18 protein-coding genes and 1 pseudogene are annotated in these 20789 nt (G+C 55.2%); 6 read left to right on the forward strand and 13 right to left on the reverse strand.

Annotation, left to right across the window (positions count from 1 at the left end; genetic code table 11):
* Window positions 1–12: 12 nt before the first annotated feature.
* From RID21_RS11925 to RID21_RS11945, 5 genes are all read right to left on the reverse strand, one after another.
* Window positions 13–1119: a glycosyltransferase family 4 protein gene (locus RID21_RS11925; RefSeq protein ID WP_350189159.1), complete on the reverse strand. Its 1107-nt coding sequence runs from the start codon at window positions 1117–1119 to the stop codon at window positions 13–15.
* Window positions 1120–1186: 67 nt separating this feature from the next.
* On the reverse strand, window positions 1187–1903 hold the full coding sequence (locus RID21_RS11930; RefSeq protein WP_350189161.1) for a hypothetical protein: 717 nt from the start codon (window positions 1901–1903) through the stop codon (window positions 1187–1189).
* An 83-nt stretch (window positions 1904–1986) separates the two neighbouring features.
* A complete protein-coding gene (floA, locus tag RID21_RS11935) occupies window positions 1987–3036 on the reverse strand; it encodes a flotillin-like protein FloA (protein WP_145443011.1) in 1050 nt (349 codons plus the stop codon).
* 138 nt (window positions 3037–3174) lie between these two features.
* On the reverse strand, window positions 3175–3771 hold the full coding sequence (locus RID21_RS11940; RefSeq protein WP_350189163.1) for an NfeD family protein: 597 nt from the start codon (window positions 3769–3771) through the stop codon (window positions 3175–3177).
* A gap of 250 nt (window positions 3772–4021) precedes the next feature.
* Window positions 4022–5083, reverse strand: coding sequence for a 3-keto-disaccharide hydrolase (locus RID21_RS11945; protein WP_350189165.1), 1062 nt, complete (start codon window positions 5081–5083; stop codon window positions 4022–4024).
* A gap of 370 nt (window positions 5084–5453) precedes the next feature.
* On the opposite strand from RID21_RS11945, the gene RID21_RS11950 reads away from it, so the two are divergent.
* The 5 genes from RID21_RS11950 (at window position 5454) to RID21_RS11970 (ending at window position 12527) form a co-directional block, all read left to right on the forward strand.
* Complete coding sequence (locus tag RID21_RS11950) at window positions 5454–5738, forward strand: DUF3311 domain-containing protein (protein ID WP_350189167.1); 285 nt, start codon at window positions 5454–5456, stop codon at window positions 5736–5738.
* A complete protein-coding gene (locus RID21_RS11955; RefSeq protein WP_350189169.1) occupies window positions 5738–7744 on the forward strand; it encodes a sodium:solute symporter family protein in 2007 nt (668 codons plus the stop codon). The genes RID21_RS11950 and RID21_RS11955 overlap by 1 nt, the downstream gene beginning before the upstream one ends.
* Window positions 7745–7838: 94 nt before the next feature.
* Window positions 7839–8270 (forward strand): acyl-CoA thioesterase, encoded by a 432-nt coding sequence (locus tag RID21_RS11960; protein WP_149338278.1) that lies wholly within the window; start codon window positions 7839–7841, stop codon window positions 8268–8270.
* Between the two features lie 20 nt (window positions 8271–8290).
* A complete protein-coding gene (locus RID21_RS11965) occupies window positions 8291–8983 on the forward strand; it encodes an ABC transporter ATP-binding protein (RefSeq protein WP_145044819.1) in 693 nt (230 codons plus the stop codon).
* 34 nt (window positions 8984–9017) lie between these two features.
* Window positions 9018–12527, forward strand: a complete 3510-nt coding sequence (locus tag RID21_RS11970; RefSeq protein WP_350189171.1) for an FtsX-like permease family protein — start codon at window positions 9018–9020, stop codon at window positions 12525–12527.
* An 81-nt stretch (window positions 12528–12608) separates the two neighbouring features.
* Here RID21_RS11970 and RID21_RS11975 read toward each other — a convergent pair whose 3' ends face one another.
* Window positions 12609–12851, reverse strand: coding sequence for a hypothetical protein (locus tag RID21_RS11975; protein ID WP_350189173.1), 243 nt, complete (start codon window positions 12849–12851; stop codon window positions 12609–12611).
* Between the two features lie 755 nt (window positions 12852–13606).
* On the opposite strand from RID21_RS11975, the gene RID21_RS11980 reads away from it, so the two are divergent.
* Window positions 13607–14053: a hypothetical protein gene (locus tag RID21_RS11980; protein ID WP_155365102.1), complete on the forward strand. Its 447-nt coding sequence runs from the start codon at window positions 13607–13609 to the stop codon at window positions 14051–14053.
* Between the two features lie 303 nt (window positions 14054–14356).
* Here the strand turns inward: RID21_RS11980 and RID21_RS11985 are convergent, their stop codons facing one another.
* The 7 genes and pseudogenes from RID21_RS11985 to RID21_RS12015 all read right to left on the reverse strand — a co-directional run bounded on the left by RID21_RS11985 (window position 14357) and on the right by RID21_RS12015 (window position 20515).
* Entirely contained in the window at window positions 14357–14821 is a 465-nt protein-coding gene (locus RID21_RS11985; protein WP_350189175.1) for a hypothetical protein, read from the reverse strand.
* A gap of 190 nt (window positions 14822–15011) precedes the next feature.
* Window positions 15012–15887: a HEAT repeat domain-containing protein gene (locus RID21_RS11990; RefSeq protein ID WP_350189177.1), complete on the reverse strand. Its 876-nt coding sequence runs from the start codon at window positions 15885–15887 to the stop codon at window positions 15012–15014.
* A 392-nt stretch (window positions 15888–16279) separates the two neighbouring features.
* Complete coding sequence (locus tag RID21_RS11995) at window positions 16280–16717, reverse strand: hypothetical protein (protein ID WP_350189179.1); 438 nt, start codon at window positions 16715–16717, stop codon at window positions 16280–16282.
* 65 nt (window positions 16718–16782) lie between these two features.
* Window positions 16783–17511: pseudogene (locus tag RID21_RS12000) on the reverse strand (DUF4272 domain-containing protein); the annotation flags it as partial.
* Between the two features lie 57 nt (window positions 17512–17568).
* The gene (locus tag RID21_RS12005) at window positions 17569–17994 is read right to left on the reverse strand and encodes a hypothetical protein (protein WP_350189181.1); all 426 of its coding nucleotides are present in this window, start codon (window positions 17992–17994) and stop codon (window positions 17569–17571) included.
* A 459-nt stretch (window positions 17995–18453) separates the two neighbouring features.
* Window positions 18454–20145: a dihydroxy-acid dehydratase gene (ilvD, locus tag RID21_RS12010; RefSeq protein WP_350189183.1), complete on the reverse strand. Its 1692-nt coding sequence runs from the start codon at window positions 20143–20145 to the stop codon at window positions 18454–18456.
* 79 nt (window positions 20146–20224) lie between these two features.
* Window positions 20225–20515 carry a putative quinol monooxygenase gene (locus RID21_RS12015; protein WP_145044847.1) on the reverse strand — a complete coding sequence of 97 codons (291 nt, stop codon included), beginning with the start codon at window positions 20513–20515 and terminating at the stop codon, window positions 20225–20227.
* Between the last annotated feature and the right edge of the window lie 274 nt (window positions 20516–20789).

The raw sequence follows: 20789 nt of genomic DNA on the forward strand, positions 1-20789 counted from the left end.
ATAGAATGTGCCTCAGGCACTTCCCGTACTGACTGCACCCTGCACAGCCAGTTGATATTGTTCGACTGTTTTCTCGACCATCGTCTCCACCCGAAACTGCTGTCGTACCAGTTCCCGCGCCGACTCACCCATCGCCCGGGCTTTCAACGGATCATTGAGCAGTTTGAGAATGCTGTTGGACAGTGACTCGCTGTTGGACGGAGGAATCACCAGCCCGGTTTCGCCATCGCGAATCACCGAGTAGACGCCCCCAACCCCGGTAGCGATGACCGGCTTGGCCAGCGCCATCGCTTCCAGCATGATCGTTCCCAGCCCCTGACGTAATGAGGGCAGACAGAATATATCCATTGCTTCCAGCGAGATGGCGAAGTCATACAGGTTGGGAACAAAAGTCACATTCGCCGTAATTTCCAGGTCACGAGCCAGATGCCGCAGGTTCCCTTCCTCGGGACCGGCGCCTGAAATCAGAAACTGCACATTGGGATTTTCTGCCAGCACACGACTGGCGGCCCCCAGGAAATAAGGGAGCCCCTTGATGGCTTCCAGCGGACCGGCCGTTCCGACTACCGGTTGATGATCAAGTGACAACACTGGTGACAGGTGGGAAACATCGGGGACATCCACGCCACTGGAAATCACGAGTACGAAATCTTCCGGGAGTCCTGTGCGGGCGATCAGATCTTTTTTGACCGACTCACTGACGGTAATGATCCCGCGGCACCATTTTAAATCGATGCGCAGCTTTTCATCGCTCTGCAGATAGTCATTCACGGTCAGCAAGAACGGACGCTTTAATTTTCGCGCCATCCACTGTCCCTGCGGCAGCACATGTCGCGACTGGATGTGAATCAGATTCGGGATGTTCTTCTCGGCTTCCTGTTTGACCAGACGCAGAACAGCCTGCCCCAGAATCGGCACATTCAGATTCCGATACTCGGTGATATCCAGCTTACTGCGGATGCCCGGATCGACTTTCGACGCATCAGGACAGACCACGCGTGCCCGAATTCCATAATCGGCGGTATAGTGGGCCAGTCGCAGGGTATAGGCAGAGGTTCCCCGCAATTCAAACGGCCCGGCAAACAGCAAAACTTTCATCGAGGAATCAACTTTACTCATTCACTCTTTTTCCAGCGCTGTATTGCTTCTGTGAGTTTCGGGGAGACGAGACCGCCTGAGACACTCATCAGGAACGACGTCGTGACTTCGGTGGGGAGAGAATCTCGCTCAGGATATAAGCCTGGCGAAATGACTGTTTGTCCTTGAGTGCATCGCGCAGAAGCTGGGCTGCCCCAATCCGCGGGCCAAGCTTGCTGCCTCCCGAACGACTACCAAAAGTGTCTGATAGATGCTGGCCGACTTTACTGTCGATCTGGCTATGCACCCGGGACTGCATATGTTTCTTCTGAGTCTTTTCAATCCGATCACGCAGCGATCCGCCCAGTCGCTTCTGCCGCTTCTGCTCTTCCAGTTCGTTGCGCTCGCGATGGGTGACTTTTTTCTTCCTGGGCTTCTGCTCAGGGGGTTTGCTGGCGGCCTGCTGCATCTTCTGCTGATAAGTGCTCGAAGCTGACGGTAATGGTTTTCTCTGACGGCGCTGTCGACGCGGCGTCGATGCAGCCGCTTCAATACCATCATCCTCAAAGAAATCGATCTCCGCCGGTTCCGCTGCCCGGGCCTGCTGTGCTCGCGGTTCCTGTTTCTTTGCCTGCTGGGGATTCATCGCGTCCTGCAGAAATTTTTCCAGCTCTTTCTGCAGTTGCGCTTTCTCTTTAGCCTTGCCGGGCTGTGCTTTATTCTTTTCCTTGGCGGCATTCGCGATTGCACTGGCGGCACTGATCAGCAGAAACAGGATCCCGATTACGGCGCCCACCCAGTCTGCTGCTAAGATCGGAAAATTCATAATTTACCCCAGTCGCTCTTAAATCCCGTCCAGTGGCATCGGCCTGGCTGTGAATCCCTTTCACAATCAAACAAGGCTCATGCTTAGCTGGTTGTAGATGGTTCCCGTTCGGGAGTCCCGATCATGTCACGCATCTTGGTATCGGCCTGTACGTTTTTGAGTTCATAGTAATCCAGGATCCCGATTTTTCCGGAACGAAACGCCTCGGCGATCGCTTCGGGCACCTTGGCTTCGGCCAACACTACCTGGGCCCGGTTTTCCTGGGTCAACGCGACCATTTCCTGCTCGCGAGCCTTCTGTTCTGCTCGTCGCTGTTCTGCTTTCGCCTGTGCCACACGCATTTCCGCTTCAGCGTGATCCGCCTGCAACCGGGCTCCGATGTTCTCACCCACATCAATGTCTGCGATATCGATCGAAACAATCGTGTAAGCGGTCTGCTTTTCCAGACCTTCGTTCAACACGATCTGCGTAATTTTATCCGGATTCTCCAGGACCTGTTCGTAAGTAGAAGTCGAACCGATGGCCTGCACAATCCCCTGTCCCACACGGGCGATCACCGTCTCTTCGGTTGCACCACCAACGAGCTGTTTCAGGTTGGTTCGCACGGTAACCCGGGCCCGTACATTCAACTGAATTCCATCACCAGCCACTGCATCCAGAGTGCTGTTGGTCTTCCGGGGATCGGGACAGTCAATCACCTTGGGGTACACGCTCGTCCGCACGGCGTCTAAAATATCGCGGCCCGCGAGGTCGATCGCCTGGGCAGACTGCCAGTCCAGATCGATTTTCGCCCGCTGGGCGGCAATCAGGGCGCGAATCACATTCGGTACATTTCCCCCGGCGAGGTAATGGGCTTCCAGATCACGCGTCGAAATATCATACGACTTGGTGACCCCGGCCTGAATCGCCATGATTTTACTACGGACGATAATGGTCGGGTTGACTTTACGAATCGTCATCATCACCAGATCGAAGAAACCGATTTTGGCTTTCGTCAACTTACACTGAATCCACAAACCGGCAAACCGGGCAAACAACGCGAATATAAACAGCGCAAACAGAAAGACGACGATCCCCACAATCCAGATGATTGTGGTGTTATCATCGGCCGCTAATAGATTCAAGGTGCTCATTCCTGCTTTCCTGTCCTGAGAAAAAGTAGATCCTGGTGTTGTTTGCTACGGCGGAACTCGACTTGGCAACCTGTCGGCTATCCGGATTTGATCATTGTAGAGAATTTTCGGGCTCGACTCCAGAGCCTGCCGACAGAATCAGGTTTCGGGAACCTCAAAATCGAGAGAACCATCGGCCAGCGATTCGCGCTTTGGAGCAGTTTTTTCCTCTGTATCGGAACTCTCTTTAGCGGGTTTCTTAATCATTTTCACGACCAGACGCGTCCCTTCCACGGCTATGATCTCTACATCCACACGCGGATCGATGATCATGCCCTGGCTTTCACAGTGGTGCCGCTCATGATCAACGATGACAAACCCACTGGGGTTCAAAAGAGTTTGCGTTTTTCCTGTTTTCCCGACTAATGACCGCAGATGATCGGTCTCAGCCTGGAAACCACTGACTTCTTCCAGTGTCGGTACTTCGTGAATAAACTTCTTGCCCCAGGCGGTATTCGGAAAGATTTTGACTGCCATGCCAATCGTTGTGGGTATCAGCACGATAATACTGGCGATATAAGTCCACCAGAAACCGGGGCTGGTTCCCCACCAGGCCATCCAGGCCCCCCAGAGCGAGGCAGCCATGCTCGACAATGCCAGCACGGCGATCAGCCCTCCCGAAGGAATGAAGATCTCAGCCACGAACATCATCAATGCTACGATCAAGCCCAGAATGGCAATCAGCGAATAATCCATCAGACCTCTCGACTCTCCTTGCGATCAGCTCACCCGACTTGGAATCCCGCAAGGAACAGCTGGGACCGACAGGTGAATCACACGGGGCATCAATATCGTATGCCTGTGCCAGACAGCAGCTTACGACACCGCTTTCCTATTGTACCTGCTTTGATCGGCAAGACAAGACGCGAACGGAAATATCCCGCTCTACCAGCTGCGCGTATTCTCAGCGCAGCCGGGATGAGACAGACGAGGCACTGAAACCTGCTTATTTGTCACACAACAGTGACTGGCAGGGAAAGCAGTACTGCGGATCAGGCTGGTCGCTCAGATCCTCGATCCAGATGTTGCGAAAACGGACCGGATTGCGGTGATCCTGCAGCTTGATCGGATACAGCTCCGGTCCTTCCTGTTTACCTCCGCCGGTCTTGGCGACAATCGCATAATCCTGATGGACAGGAACCCCATTCAACAGCACGGTGATGTAAGCATCCTTGATCTTCTTCCCGTCCGCATCGAATTTGGGAGCAATAAAGCCGATGTCATAAGTCTGCCAGGACAAAGGTGGAAAACACATGTTGATGCGGGGACGCTTCTGCTTGTACAGACCACCGCACTCGTTCTCGACCCCTTCCAGGCCGAATGAATCCAGCACCTGGACTTCGTAGCGGCTCTGCAGATAAATCCCACTGTTGCTGCGTGCCTGTCCGACAGCGTAAGGCATATAAGGCAGACGGAATTCGACATGCAGTCGATAGCTGCGATAGGTATGCTTGAACTCGGTTCCTTCTTTCAGCAGTCCCCCGGGAGTGATCTCGCCCCCGGTCAGCTCATCCACGGAAGAACCATTGAAAATCACAGTTGCCCCCGGTGGTGGCGTTGCGCCCAGTGTCACACTGCTCCGCTGGTATTTAGTCAGCTGCCCCAGCAGATGTCCTCTGTGATCCAGAATTTCTACAGGACCGTTCTTGTAAACCTGCAGCGTCAGGTCTTTTCCCTGCAGTGTCAGTACGTCCCCGTCCCGGGTTCCTTCCAGTTCTTCACGGGGAGAAAGGTTCCAACCGTTACCGGGCAGTCCGCCCTGGTAAAGTGAGGCGATGAAATGTCCATCGCCGCGGGCGACCACCTGCAGACCCAGAGCAGCCGAGCCACACCAGTTGCAGTCGGATCCGAGCGATCCATAGTATTCACCCTGATAGAAAAAATCATCGTCGACATTCTTCAGATCGACCACGGCATAGTTCTTGTCGCCTTTAGGGGCCTGAGCAAATGCTGCGGATGTCATCACGCAGCCTAAACAGCACAATCCTACGAACGCCTGACGCAACATTGATTCTCTATCCTCTCTATAAGCCATAGTCGAAATAGTCCGACCCTTTTATGTAAGCCCCCATTCTGAGGAGACTCACCCCGATTTGCAAGCCTTGAATTCAGGATTGGCCTATCTCTCACTCGGCTCCTGTAGGGCAGTTCCGGTGTTAACGAACATTAACATTTCCGTGAAACAGCAGGTACGATCAGCAGGATTATGACGACAAAACGAACCGGTATGTTGTGACCTCACTTCATTTTTGGCACAATAGTTCAACAGTGCGATTCTGCAGGTCGTCGCTTGAGCCTGCTTCCCGCCGAAATCGGTTCTGCTCCGGCAGAGCCTGACCCACCCAGTCATGACTCTTGCAACACAGAAAAGATGACCTATGAGATACGCCGTTTATGGATTGGTTGTCATACTAATCATTCTCCACCAGGACAACTGGCTCTGGGATGACAAAAGACTCATCTTCGGATTCATGCCGATCACCCTGCTCTACCAGGCAGGAATCTCTGTCGGCGCCGCCATTGTCTGGTTTCTGGCGACCAAGTTTGCCTGGCCGCACCATCTGGAAGAAATCGCCCAGGATTCCCCCGCCCCGGCACCTGCTCCCACAGCAGCCCTCAAATCTGCCCCAGAACCTGACCAGGAAACAGGAGATACAGAATAATGATTCAGTTGGTAATTATTGGAATCTACTTGAGTTTGCTGCTGTTTCTGGGCGTGTTCTCCAGTCGTCTGTTTAAAGGAACCAGTAAGGACTACATGCTCGCCAGTCATTCGATTGGGCCCTTTCTGCTGCTGATGTCGATCTTCGGCACCACGATGACCGCCTTCGCACTGGTCGGCTCCAGTGGTGAAGCCTACAAAGAAGGGGTCGGCGTCTATGGGATGCTCGCCTCCTCCAGCGGGATCATCCACTCGCTCTGCTTCTTCCTGCTCGGAATCAAACTCTGGTCCTGGGGACATAAATACGGTTACACCACCCAGATTCAGTTCTTCCGCGAACGTCTGGAAAGCGACAAGATCGGTGTGATCCTCTTCCCGATTCTCGTCGGCCTGGTAATTCCTTACCTGCTGATCGGTGTCATGTCTTCGGGCGTGGTCATCAGCAGTATTACGGAAGGCGCGTTCGACAGCGCTTTCGCCGCCTACGATTACGGCATTCCTCCCTGGCTCGGTTCGCTGGTCATCAGCCTCGTCGTGCTGATCTACGTCTTCTTCGGCGGGATGCGGGGAACCGCCTGGGCTAACACATTCCAGACCATCGTGTTCATGATACTCGGCGTCGTCACCTTCTTCGTCATCTCCACCAAACTGGGTGGCCTGCAGGCTGCCAGCGACGCGGTGCTTGAAAAGAACCCCTCGAAGCTCATGCGAGCCGTCGATCCCAAAGACCGCGCCGCTTATGCGAAACGCTACGAGATCTGGACCCTGATCGCGAAATACAATTACGCGACCCGCGTCCTCAAAACACTGACACTCACTCCCGAGCAGAAAGCCGCAGCTTATGAGGAATTCAAACCCCGTATGCCCAACTGGCAGATGACTGCCGAAGCCGTCTACGCTGCCAAGAACGGTCTCTACGAACTGACCACCGAACAGACCAACAGAGCCCTGCTCAAACAAGACGACCGCGTCACGCCGGACCCCTTCCCCGAGAAGTGGACCACCGACCTGATGTCGCATCATGCCCTGCAGGAGTATCCGCGGAAAGCTAACGCGGAAGACGAACAGGCGATGCTGATCTTCGGCGATAAAATCGGTCACCCCAACCACGACCTGGATCCCAACGATCCTTCCAAAGGTAAAAAGTGGACGATCAAAAAAGCGCTCGGCGTTTACCGGGCCACCAACTGGGCTCCCGATGCACCGCATCCGATGAGCAAGCTCGTCTTCTTTACTTACTTCTTCGTTCCCCTCTCGGTCGGGATGTTCCCCCACCTGTTCCAGCACTGGCTCACCGCCCGTTCTGCAGGGACGTTCAAACTTCCCGTGGTCGCACACCCGCTGTTCATCATGATTGTCTGGGTTCCCTGCGTCCTGGTCGGTGTCTGGGCAACCTCCGCCACCTTCAACGGGGCACCGCTCTTCCCGCCACACTTCCCGGCGAACGCGGTCCTCGCGGCGATGGTAAAGAAGATGACTTCCCCCGTTCTCGCCGGCTTCCTGACAGCAGGGATTCTGGCGGCCATCATGTCTTCGCTGGACAGTCAGTTCCTCTGTATCGGCACCATGTTTACCGAAGACATTGTCGTACATTATGGAGGAAAAGACCGTTTTACAGATAAACAGGTTGTCCTCATGGCCCGGACCTTTATTATTCTGGTGGTAGCCATCACCTATGGTTTCAGTCTGCTGGAACCGCGGCGGGTCTTTACCCTGGGTGTCTGGTGCTTCAGCGGGTTTTCCAGCCTGTTCCCCATCATCTTTGCTGCGGTCTACTGGAAACGCCTCACCAAGCCCGGCGCTTATGCAGGTGTCCTGGTCGCCTTCGGTACCTGGCTCTACCTGTTTAAAGAAGCCGGTTACGCCTTGAAGCCGAACTACACCTTCCTGGGCATGATGCCGGTAGCCACCATGGTTGTCGCCTCTGCGGTCGCCATGATCCTGGTCTCCCTGGTCACCAGACCTCCCAGCAAGGAAACCCTCGTGCGGTTCTTCCCGGAAGACTGATTCCCCGGAATCGCCTGTAACAGGTTTTAATCTCACAGCAGACTGCAGGTTTAAGGCCGCAGTCTGCTGTTTTCTGATTTCTATTGAGAGATGCATGTCCTGCACTTTTAAAACAATTCGCCGTGTGGAATTTCACGAAACGGACATGGCCGGCATTGTCCACTTCTCCAACTTCTACAAATATATGGAACAGGCCGAGCACGAATACTATCGCTCACTCGGCATGACCATCGTCGATAAACAGCCCGACGGCTCCGTCATCGGCTGGCCGCGGGTCTCCGCCCAATGCTCTTTTGAATCTCCCGCTTTCTACGGTGATCTCCTCGAGATTCGTCTCACCATCGAACGGGTCGGCGTCAAATCGCTGACTATCGAATACGACTTCTGGCGGGACGAAACCAAAATCGCCAAAGGACGCATGAAAACCGTCTGCTGCCATTTCACGCATGGCGAACCGATGAAGTCCATCGAGATCCCCGAGTGGATTCAACAGAAAATTGAAGACTCACAGCATCCCACAACCTGACTCTACCGGCAGGGACTGACATGAATGACGCTCCCGAGCAATTAGTTGTCCGCAACTTAACCAAACAGTTCACCCTCGCCGATGAATCGCTGTCGATTCTCGCCGGCGTGGATCTCACCCTCAACCGCGGCGAGGCGCTCGCCATTACCGGCCCCTCCGGTTCCGGCAAAAGCACGCTGCTCTACATCCTCGGCGTGCTCGATCAGCCCACCGCGGGTGAAGTCATCCAGTTCAACCAGAATCCGTTCGTCCTCAGCGCCAAGGAACAGGCCGAGTTTCGCAACCAGAATATCGGTTTCATCTTTCAGGACCATCACCTGATGCCTCAGTTCTCGGTTCTCGAAAATGTCCTGATTCCCACCATGGTTCACCAGGGATCATCCAGCGACGCCGAGGAACGTGCCCGCCATCTGCTGGAACGTGTCGGGCTCAAAGATCGACTCAATCATCGTCCCGCCCAGATTTCCGGCGGCGAACGCCAGCGGGTCGCAGTCTGTCGGGCGTTGATCAATAATCCGCGTCTGCTGCTCGCTGACGAACCCACAGGAAACCTGGACCGGGCCAATACCGAATCCATCGGCAAACTGCTGCTGGAAATCAACCAGGAACAGAACACCATTCTGATCTGCGTCACCCACAGCAGCGAACTGGCGGCCCTCTTTCCGCAACATCAAAGATTACGCGACGGTCTCCTCGTGACCGAATCGGTCTGAAATCGAATGTTCTAACTGCAGAAGAGTTCGAGTTATGAATCAAGCGCGCTTTGTCATCAAAAGTCTGACTTATCACTGGCGCACCAACCTCGCCGTACTCCTCGGAGTCATCGCGGCCACCGCAGTGATCGGCGGCGCCCTCATCGTCGGCGATTCCGTTCGCGCCAGCCTCAGACAGATGACACTCGACCGTCTCGGCAAAATCGACTACGTCGTCTCCGGTCACCGCTTCTTCCGCGAACAGCTGGCCGACGATCTGCAGAAATCCTCCGCTCTCCCGGAAAGCATCGAAACCATCGCCCCGGCGCTCGTGCTTCGTGGCGCGCTGGAAAAGAACCGGGAAGACCTGCACCTCCGCGTCGGCCAGGTCAACATTTTCGGCACCGATGAACGTCTCTGGTCGCTCCTCGATCATGGCGACATCCCTGCCCCCGAAGACGATCAGGCGATCCTCAACTCCCGCGTCGCAGAGCAGCTCGAAGCCTCGGTTGGCGATCAGATTACCCTCTGGATCGAACTCCCTTCCGCCATTCCCCGCGATTCGCTCCTGGGTGAGAAAGAAGAACAGTCGGTCGAAATCACCCTCACCGTCAGCCAGATTCTCGACGAAGACTCCAAGGCCGGACGCCTCGCTCTGCTCCCCAATCAACAGCTCCCGCTCGACCTGTTTCTCTCGCTCGACACTCTGCAGGCCGCGCTCGACCTCGATGAGATTCAACCCTCTCGCCGCGATCCGAAACAACGGCCCACCCGGGTCAACTCCCTCTTTTTCAGCTCCCACGCGGAATCGATCCCTGACTCCCCCCAGTCCCGCATCGTCGCGCAGGGCCTGGAAGCGGCTCTCAAACAGAACCTCACTCTCGCAGACCTGAACCTCAAAATCATCCCCCACGCGGAACGGAACTACCTCTCGCTCGAAAGCGAGCAGATGATCCTCGACCCGCAGATCGAACAGGCCGGCCGTGCAGCTGCGAAAAAACTCGGCGTCGCCACCTCGCCCGTCATGGTTTACATCGCCAACGAATTCAGTCCGCTGAAAACCCCCACCGGCGAGGAAAAAACGCCCTACTCCATGTATTCCATCGTCGCTGGCCTCGACTTCCCCGAGCAGCCACCGTTCGGCCCTTTTAAATTCATCGGCGCTAAACCAAAACTTCCGCTCAAGGAAAACGAAATCGTCCTCAACGAATGGCTGGCCAACGACCTTAAGACCAAAGTCGGCGATCAACTGCGGATGAAATACCACGTCGTCGGCTCCCGGGGAGAACTCCCCGAAGTCGAACAGAACTTCACCGTCGCCGGCATCGTTGCCCTCGATGGCACTCCCGCTGCCGACCGCAAGCTGACGCCCGACATGGAAGGCATCACCGATGCAGACACCTTCGGCGACTGGGAACAGCCCTTCCCCATGAAACTCGATAAAGTCACCGACCGCGATGAAGAATACTGGGACAAATATAAAGCCACTCCCAAAGCGTTCCTCGCGCTGGAAACCGCCCAGACGCTCTGGAACAGCCGCTACGGCACTTTGACATCGCTCCGCTTCGCAACCCTGCCCGACAAGAACACGGAGGAAACATCGTCCGCGTTCGCCGCGTCTCTGCTCAGCAATATCGACGTTCTCAAAATGGGGCTCGCCGTTCAGCCCATCAAATTTCTCGGACTGGCTGCCGCCAGTGGAACCACCGATTTCAGTGGCCTGTTTATCGGTTTCAGCTTCTTCATCATCCTCTCGGCCATCATACTCATTCGGCTGCTGTTCAAGCTGGGCGTCGATCGTCGCGTCTCTTCCATCGGCCTGCTCTCTGCTATCGGCTTTACCCCCGCACAGGTCAGGCAGATCATTTTCAAGGAAGCCCTCCTCGCCATCCTCTCCGGAGGCATCCTCGGTATCCTGGCTGCCATCGGCTATGCATCGCTCATGTTGTATGGTCTCAGAACCTGGTGGATCGGCGCCATCGGCACCCGCTTCCTGTTCGTTGACCTGACTCCCCAGAGTCTCGCCATCGGCTTTCTGATCGCGGTCTTCTTCTCTGGCTTCGTGATCTGGAAATCGATGTCCGAACTGAAACAGATCTCGATTCGCGGCCTCCTGTCCGGCGTGAACAGTCCCGACCAGGAACCGGCTCGCGCCGCAAAACGCGTCGGCCTCACCTGGAAGATCTCCACGGTCCTCGCGCTCGTACTGGTCCTCGCCACCGTGACCGGAATCATTCCCAAACAGGAAGCCTTTTCCGGCTTCTCCCTGCAGACGGTCTGCTTCTTCCTGGTAGGAACGCTCTCGCTGGTCGCCAGCCTCAGCTTCCTCTCCAGTTTTCTCCGCACCGATTCCACCACCCCCATCCAGGGGAACGGCGGCTTCGCTCTGATGAAGCTCGGCTTCCGCAACGCCGGCCGCTTCCGTCAACGCAGCGTCCTCACCACCGCACTCATTGCCTCGGCCACCTTTGTTCTAGTCTCCGTCGCCGCCGGACATCGTAACCCCGCCGTCGAAGAACCCGACAAAGACTCCGGTAACGGCGGCTTCACACTCGTCGCGGAAACCTCGTCCCCGCTGATCTTTGACCTCAACACAGTCGACGGTCGTGATAAAATGCTCGTCAACGCTCCCGACGATCCCGAAACGAAACGGCTGCTCAAGGAAATGCAAGCGATCCCCTTCCGCGTCAAGCCGGGCGAGAACGCCAGCTGCCTGAATATCTATCAAACCACCGTCCCCACTATCCTCGGCGTACCGCAGGAACTCATCGAGCGGGGCGGCTTCAAATTCGCCGACACCCCGGGCGACAATCCCTGGGAACTGCTCAACCAGCCGCAGGAAGATGGTTCCATCCCCGCGCTGGGTGATATGAATACGCTCATGTACAGCCTCCATAAAGGCATCGGCGCCAGTGTCGGCATTCCTTCCGACGAACGCCCCGAACACGAATTGAAAATCAAAGGCATGTTCGATGGCAGCATCTTCCAGGGCGTCCTGCTCATCTCGGAACAGCACTTCCAGCAGCTCTTCCCCGAACAGGCCGGCTTCCAGTATTTCCTGATTGAAGTCCCCACGAAAGATGCCATGCAGCTCTCCTCCATCCTCGAGACTGGTCTCACCGAATACGGCTTCGATGCCGACCTCGTCGCCAATCGTCTCGCTGACTTCCTCGCCGTCCAGAACACGTACCTCTCCACATTCCAGACACTGGGCGGCCTCGGTCTCCTCCTCGGCACCCTGGGGCTGGCAACCGTCATGCTGCGAAACGTCGTAGAACGAAGAAGCGAACTGGCCCTGCTCCGCGCCGTCGGGATGACTGGCTCCAATGTCGCGTTGATCGTCCTCGCAGAAAACGCCTTCCTGCTGATCTGGGGACTCGCGTCCGGCATCGTCTCAGCTCTGCTGGCGATGCTGCCACACCTGCTCTCGACTGGCGCGGATATCCCCTGGTTCAGCGGCATGCTGATCCTGCTCGCGGTGCTGATTACCGGTATGCTGTCTGCCTTTTTCGCAGTCCTCTCCGCGGTCCAGGCTCCCATCCTGGCGACGCTGAGATCGCATTAAACACCGATAGAAACCCCCGTCTGGTGGGTGCTGATTGTTCAGAACGGCGAGAGCATGTCAACAACGGTTACCAGCAACGGCTCACGATGCGGATTTGCGCTCCAGTAGTTTGGCGACGATGTAGGCGAGTGTACCTGCACTCAAAGCAGACAGCACGACCGCAATCCCCAACGATCCCCAGTCGCCCGCCGATTCTCGAAAGGCCTCACGAATTTCCCGGCTGACAACGAAACCGAAAAAGAGACCGATGGATAAAGCCACCATCTGATATTTAGGCACCGCCTGGTTCACATCGGCTTTGCTCTCTTCTGATTCATTCGTCATCACAAGCCCTTTCAACTCCAGTCCGTCAAACGACACTCAGCTGTAAGTAATCCTAACACATCCCGATCACTGCACGAAACATTTTTTCAGAACGGCCCCTGCGCCACTGAACTTTCCGCACTCCCAGCTGAACAGACTCCCCTTGTTCCCCACCTGCCGAAGCGTATGCTGTTCCCTTTCTGGCTCGCGCGCGAGGCACGTCAACACACACGGGAACATCCAGCATCACTGTCTCAACAACACCTGAATCACCATCGATTTTCACTCTGGTTTCAGGGGAACAATTCGCACCAGCTCGCAATTTCCCCCCTAGGCAGCCAGGCCACAGCGGGACAAACGCCGGACAGATCGGGACAAAATCCGAGACACACCAGGACAAAATCCCGGACACAAGAGGACAAAATTCTGTCTTGACCCCCACGCGCCCTTCCACACAATCAGCCTCACTCCGGGAAACGGTTAACATGCCCGGAAGCACTTTAGAAAACCAGCAAGAGAAAAGGATCAGTTCCATCACAAACACTCGACGATCAATTCCACTAAACGTAGGGGCGACCCTGTGTGGTCGCCCGCCTCGCGACAGCCCGCATGCTCTGATTCATGATGGGAATTCATAGAACACCCCCTCATGAGCGCCTTGCCGCTCATAGAATCGAGCGAGCCCGAATGCCATCCGGGCCGAGCACAGCGTGCAGGCGGTCGCAACAACCTGCCCCAACCCAAAACCGAAGCTCCCCACAGCAAAGGATTCACCCATGACCGAACCCACAACTCCTCCCCGCAGATATCTCTCCCGAGACGAACAGACCGTCGTCGTCCGCCTCATCCAGAAAATGATCGCCCTCGGCAGATACGCGTCCGACATCAAAACCGCGATCGCCACCCGTTACAATCTCAGCCGTCGCTCCGCCACACGCTATCTCCACCGTGCCCGTCGCGAAATGCAGGAATTCGTCGAACGCAAAGACGACGAACACCGCACCGATTCCTTTTACTTCTACCGCAGCATCATCGAAGACCCGGAATCATCCCGGCACGAACGCCTCCGCGCCTGCGAACGCATCGACAAACTCCTGGGCATCGAACTCACCGTCAAGTACACCCAGAGCCGAAACTTCAACAAGTCCATCGAAGAGATCGAGAACATGACCGACGAAGAGCTCAACGACTACTACAACAAGCTCAAGAAAAAATACAGCTGACCCCGAATCCTAACCAAAGGCACCCCCCAGGCGAGGTACACCTGCAGCACCAGTGAAAACCGAGCATAAGGTTCAGATCCCCAGTGATGCCAGGTAATGTGCATGAGGGGCTTTACAACACGATGCGCAGATTCACCCACATGGCTCTACAACAGACCTGCAGAAAACACAGCGCCAGCACAACAGACCCATTAGCCGCAGGGCCTTAGCCCCGGTTGAAACAACTTTGGTATCAACCGTTCAAATAAAAAACACAACCTGGCCACCACTTTCGTGTCTTTCGTGCTTTTCGTGGTAGTACAATCAAAACCCACATTGTTTGAGTTCATTCTCCAAAGCCAGAAGTTTCTCTGCCTGATTCAGCGCATTCCACCGGTGATGTGTCACGTGAGGAATCTCCAGATCAACAATTCGGGGTGGCTCGGCGGCTACATAATGGATGATCTCCTCACCCTCGCAATCAGGACAACGGGGCAGCAGATTCATTTGGAATAACCCACCATCCGCATCCGGATCACAGGCCACCCCAAAAATGGTTTGCATAATATCGGACTGTTCCCTGTCACTCAGACTCCTAACACTCGTTTCCAGGCGAAGTAATCGAGCGACTTCCTCATACACCGGGTCAGTGAGCCCATTTAAATAGCGTTCCGCCCGCCGCGTTTCACTCCGCATCAGAAACTCACCATAGACAACGGGAGTCATCTCGTAATGCTCAAACCAGCACTGACAACTACCACACTGATAGCGGTAAATCAGAAAATTCATGGCTCAGAAATTATGTCCTTCAGAACGACGAATCAATCAGGTACGCCCAAATATAACCTGAGTTCGAGAGCAACAAACCAGAAGTCCCAGTTTCTCTCACAACAACCAGAAAGACATTTCCCACTCAAACCGGGTCCCACCACTTTCGCGCCTTTCGTGCCTTTCGTGGTAGTAAAATCAAAACCCACGCTTACTTCTTCAACCCCTCGCAATACTCGTGAATTTGATCCAGCTTTGCCTGACGTGCTTTCGCAGCAGCACTCTCATCAGGGGCCTGTTCGATGCATTCGATTGTCTGCTGGACCCGTGTTTTCAATTGTTCGTCTTCTGTCTGCATTGCCTCGCGCAACGCCGGCAACAGCGGCTTCGCCTGCCAGCCATAAGTCGCCAGCGCCCCGGCTGCATTCAGCCGCACCCAGTTCTGTTCGTCCTTCAGTAATTTCGCGATCGCGTTCATATTCGATTCACTATAGCGGTTCACCGTCGCCAGGTAGCCGGTACTCCAGCCGCGCACAGTTCGATCAGTACTGCTCAGGGCCCGGGCATAACGTTTTTCCAGATCGGCCTGTTCGAGCACGACCACCCCTTTGGGGATCTGCAACTGGTCAAACTGGATTTCCCCCCCGATATAAATCGTCAGGATCGGATGCTCATTCCAGATCTGCTCTCCCTGATCCCACGATGCCATATGTTTTGCAATCCCGCCGACCATTTGCAGTTTCCAGTTGAACTTGAATGTCTTGTCTTTCATAAATGAGTTAATTTCAGCCGGTCCCGGTAGCAGCACAACTTCATGCACCTTCTCCGGGGTCGCCGCGAAGTGCTTTAACGCCGCGTTGACTGCTGCAGTATCGCCTTGATAGAAACAAGCCTCGCTGCCATTCACCCAGTAGTGGTACACCCGGTGCGTATCATTCACCACCGGCATGATCCCCGGCCACTCCTGGAAGTTCCCCGCATTCAACGGTTTATTGCCAAAGTCCTCCATGCCCAGCGCCCACACCGGCCCTGTCAGACAGCCCAGCAGCAACAGACAACCACCCCAATTCAGGAACTTCACACGCATTGCCGTCTCTCCTTCTGAAAGAATTCGCCCCACTCCTGATAGAGACGACCACAACTGCACTTTGGTTTCCAGAAATCCCCACAGATTGAATTTTCAGGCAAAATAAACAAATACCCGGGTGGGCTCGAATGCAATTCGAGCCGAGCGCAGCGAGCAGGAGGTCCCAGCTCACTCACACAAATCAGAACAACCTGCCCTACCTGTAACAGACCAGTGAGGTTCAACTCATCAACAAACAACCTTCACACCGAGACCTCCTGTTGCCTCCGGCAATCACGGATGACATCCGCGACCACCCAGGTTCTTTTCACAAGCACCACTTTCGTGTTTTTCGTGCCTTTCGTGGTAGATAAACTACCATTAACAACGTCATCCCCGCCTCGACGCGCGTCTCAACGAACCCCGATCTCCCAGCTCCGTTCGCTGAAAAGATTCAGATCTATAAAATCAACGTCTGCTCCCTGGACGACGTCCGACATCAGCACTTCGACATAGCCTGCTCCAAATACTTTATTTAAATCCTGGGACACCCGGGCCGCAAAGGTCTGCAGTTTCTTCTCACTGGAAAACGCAGGCAACCGTTTCTGGCCGTCAACATCCAGAATCCAGAGCTCCAGCTCATCGCTGGCCAGTTCCCTGGCATCCTCTTCCAGCAACGCCAGTAACTCCTCCTGGGTAAAGTCATTCGCATCGAGCATTCGACGCGGCCGTTTGGGAAACAGCAGTCGCCGCGTCTGCAGATAGGCGTTCAGCTTCTGCGGATCATCCTTGCAGGCCACACGCTCCAGATCATCTTTTCCGGTAATCCTCTCCAGCAGACTGGATAACATTGATCGGAACCTTCAAAAAGGCGAACATGATTTTTAGAACGGCGCTCTCATCCACTACGCCCCGCTTACGTATGACACAGCGTCTGATCCCAGTCTGTTCCGTCCGCACAGATCCATTCCAGCGCCAGATGACGCTCATAGCAGATCGAAGCAAAATTCCCCTTGGTTTCTCCATCCAGATCAACCAGGCGTTGCCCGTCGATCAGCAGGTCCACCCCATCATGCTCTACGTTGATCCCTTCCTGTTCGATTCCGTCCAGGGCCCGGCTGACCGTCGCTGCATAACTGTCCCCCGGCGGTGGCTCCATCCCCTGCAGACGCATCACTTCAGTACGGGCCCGCCAGTTCAGAAACTGGGCCTGATGGAGTTCCGCATCCAGTGTTTCTTTCCCGCGAATTGCGGCACTATCCAGGAAGCCCTCGATCGGCTGATTGATGGGAACCATAGAATAGATCTCATTCGGATTCCCCACATCATAATAGCTCGGCATCTCCTCGATCACACCAATCGACCAGAGTAATGCTTTCAATGCCTCAACACGCCAGAACGTCTCAAAGATCGCACTGCGATCCCAGTCTCCCAGCGGCTCATCGTGCAGTTTGAGTTCAGCTGAAGAGAGTGCGTCGGCAATCCCATATTCGCCAACCCACTGCAAGAGACTTTCACCAAACTCCCGATAACGGTCTGCCTGGTCCGGAATATTCGAAATCCCGTTTTCTGCCTGGGCGCGCATGGCCATCAGCCCCACACACAAAGCACGTTTCGCCACACTCTCCGTCGTCTGCATTCGTCTCTCCTGTCGTGATTCTCAATTAACCCTCTGCCACTCTGTATCCAGTGACCACGGTACTCAATCAAAGCTGATCGAAACCGGATCACCAGTCTCGATGCTTGTCTGCAGCGCGATCTTGAGATCGTGCAGACAATAGTATTGCCAGCCGATCCCCTCTCCCCATTTGGCATCGAGCGAGTTAACGCCGCGTTTCTCATCCAGCTGCGGTGCATCACAGGGCTCCGGATATCCCAGTTCCTCTCCATAGCGGGCATACAGCGTCTCGACCGGAGGCAACATCCGCGGCGCCAGGTCCGATTCAATCAGAAAATGATCTTCCGTCTCTTCGAGCATTTCTGCCAGCGGGTCAAGCACATCCAGAATGAACGACTCGCGTTCTTCCTCGGGTAGACATTCAGGAAGCGTCGTGAACACACCGGAAATCGCAGATCCCGATTTGTCTTCACCCATAAACTTGCCGCAGGAAATATACCCACCCGACATGCTGAACTTCTCCTTCGCTCTGTTTTAGATTGAATTAGCCTGCTCCATTGAAACCACTGTCTCATTGTTCCCTGGATCGTACAGTAGTTCCTGCTCCATCGCGAACAATTTCCTTAATTATTTTCACACTTGTCCACCGGGTGGGCTCGAATGCAATTCGAGCCGAGCGCAGCGAGCAGGAGGTCCCAGCTCACTCACACAAATCAGAACCACCTGCCCCACTTGAAAAAAACAGGGTGAGGCTCAAATCATTAACCAACAACCTTCACACCGAGACCTCCTGTTGCCTCCGGCAATCACGGATTACATCCGCGACCACCCAGGTTCTTTTCACCATCACCACTTTCGTGATTTTCGTGTCTTTCGTGGTAGATAAAAACAGCTGCACCCTGCCAACAAAAAAACGCCCGCAGCCAACCGGCTCCGGGCGTTTCTGATTTCAACAGTTCAAGCCAACGCTTACTCGTCGGTCACACAACCTTCGGAAGCGGACTTCACGTTCTTGATGTATTTATACAAAGTACCCCGCGTGTATTTGAACGGAGGAGCCGTCCAGGCTTTGCGGCGTTCTTCGAGTTCTTCGTCGCTGACTTCCATATCAATGCGATTATTATCGGCGTCGACGATCACCTTGTCGCCGTTCTTGACCAGGGCGATCGGTCCCCCTTCCTGGGCTTCGGGAGTGATGTGGCCCACGATGAAGCCGTGTGAACCGCCGGAGAAACGACCGTCGGTCAACAGAGCCACGTCTTTCCCCAGGCCGGCACCCATGATGGCTGAAGTCGGGGTCAACATCTCAGGCATCCCCGGTCCCCCTTTGGGGCCTTCGTAGCGGATGATGATCACATCCCCTTTGCTGATCTTTTTGTCTTCCAGGGCCTTGAGCATGTCTTCTTCGGAATCGAATACGTTGGCGGTTCCTTCGAAAACCAGACCTTCTTTACCAGTGATCTTGGCAACCGCACCGGTCGGAGCCAGGTTCCCTTTCAGGATCTGCAGGTGACCGCTCGGCTTGATCGGGTCGCTGACTTTGTGCACGATGTCCTGTCCCTCTTTCAGACCGGGCAGATCGGCCAGGTTTTCGGAGTGGGTCTTGCCGGTCACCGTCATGCAGTCGCCGTTGATCAGACCTTCAGAGATCAGGTACTTCAGCACAGCCGGGGTTCCCCCCTGCTCCTGCAGGTCAGCCATCACGTACTTACCACTGGGCTTGAAGTCCGCCAGCAGCGGAATGCGATCGCTGACCGACTGGAAGTCGTCGATAGTCAGCTCTACATTCACAGAGCGGGCAATCGCCAGCAGGTGCAGGACGGCGTTGGTCGAACCGCCCAGAGCAACGGTCAGCACCATCGCGTTTTCAAATGCTTCCCGCGTCATGATATCCCGCGGCTTGAGGTCCATTTCCAGCAGCTTCTTGATTGCTGCACCGGCCCGATAACACTCTTCGAGTTTATCGGGATGCTCAGCCGGAATCGACGAGCTGTAAGGCAGTGCCATCCCCAATGCTTCAATCGCCGACGCCATGGTGTTCGCGGTATACATCCCGCCGCAGGCACCAGCGCCCGGACAGCTCTTCTGCACGATCTGCTTCCGGGTTTCGTCATCAATCGAACCGGCCAGGTATTCCCCGTACGACTGGAACGCAGAGACGATGTCCAGCTTCTGATTGTTCAGACAGCCGGGAGCGATGGTTCCGCCGTAGACCATGATCGACGGACGGTTGAAACGTCCCATCGCGATCAGACAGCCGGGCATGTTCTTGTCACAACCGGGCAGTGAAATGTTCGCGTCGTACCACTGGGCACAGGTCACGGTTTCGATACTGTCTGCGATCAAATCGCGAGACTGTAAAGAGTACGACATGCCGTCGGTTCCCATCGAAATCCCGTCACTCACGCCGATCGTGTTGAACCGCATTCCGACCAGGCCGGAAGCTTCCACGCCCTCTTTGACCTTCGCAGCCAGAATGTTGAGGTGCATATTACAGGAGTTACCTTCGTACCAGACGCTGGAAATCCCGACCTGGGCCTTGTTCATATCTTCTTCGGTCATGCCCGTGGCATACAGCATGGCCTGAGACGCCCCCTGCGAACGGGGCTGGGTGATGCGGGAACTGTAACGGTTCAGAATCGGTTGGGAATCGGATGACATCGACGGTTTTCCTCTGTTGTGTAGTACAATATCGTTCAATGATGGGAGACACGGAGCCGCACGCAGGCACGCTCCTGATTTATTCCACCAGCAGTTTCACCCGGTGGGGCACCCGTTCGACACGGGGCAGCACCTGCGGTTCGTAGATTTCTTTAAACGCCTTTGCTTCGCGGTGGTCCTGCCAGGCCTGTTCGCTGGCCCAGTGTTCCACGAGTACGAAGGTCGCCGGATCGGCTTCCGCATGATAGACGTCAAATCGCAGACAGCCCGGCTCTGTTCGCGACAGGCGACAGGCTTCCGCCAGCAGACCTTCGATTTCGGTCGCGTCCGCTGCGTCTTTCAAGGTCAGAATCACATTGAGACAAAACATAAGCGCTCTCACTCGCGACAGGGAATGAAACATTGCTGTTTGAGAAGTCAGACCTCAGACTCTCTTTAGTTCCCATACAGTAACACTCCGCCGCCTGAAGTGACAGTAAAGCGCGATTCATTCACAACACCCTGCGTCAAATCGCCCCCGCAGACGCCGCATCACCCCACCTGAACTATTCACCAGTACACACGCCACACACAACAGGATAAGCAGACTGGCGAAGCTTTGCCGATCACCCCAAGCTTCCCGCCTCGGCAAGCTACAGTGGGCT

The sequence above is a fragment of the Gimesia sp. genome (assembly GCF_040219335.1).
In the GTDB taxonomy this organism is placed as follows: domain Bacteria; phylum Planctomycetota; class Planctomycetia; order Planctomycetales; family Planctomycetaceae; genus Gimesia.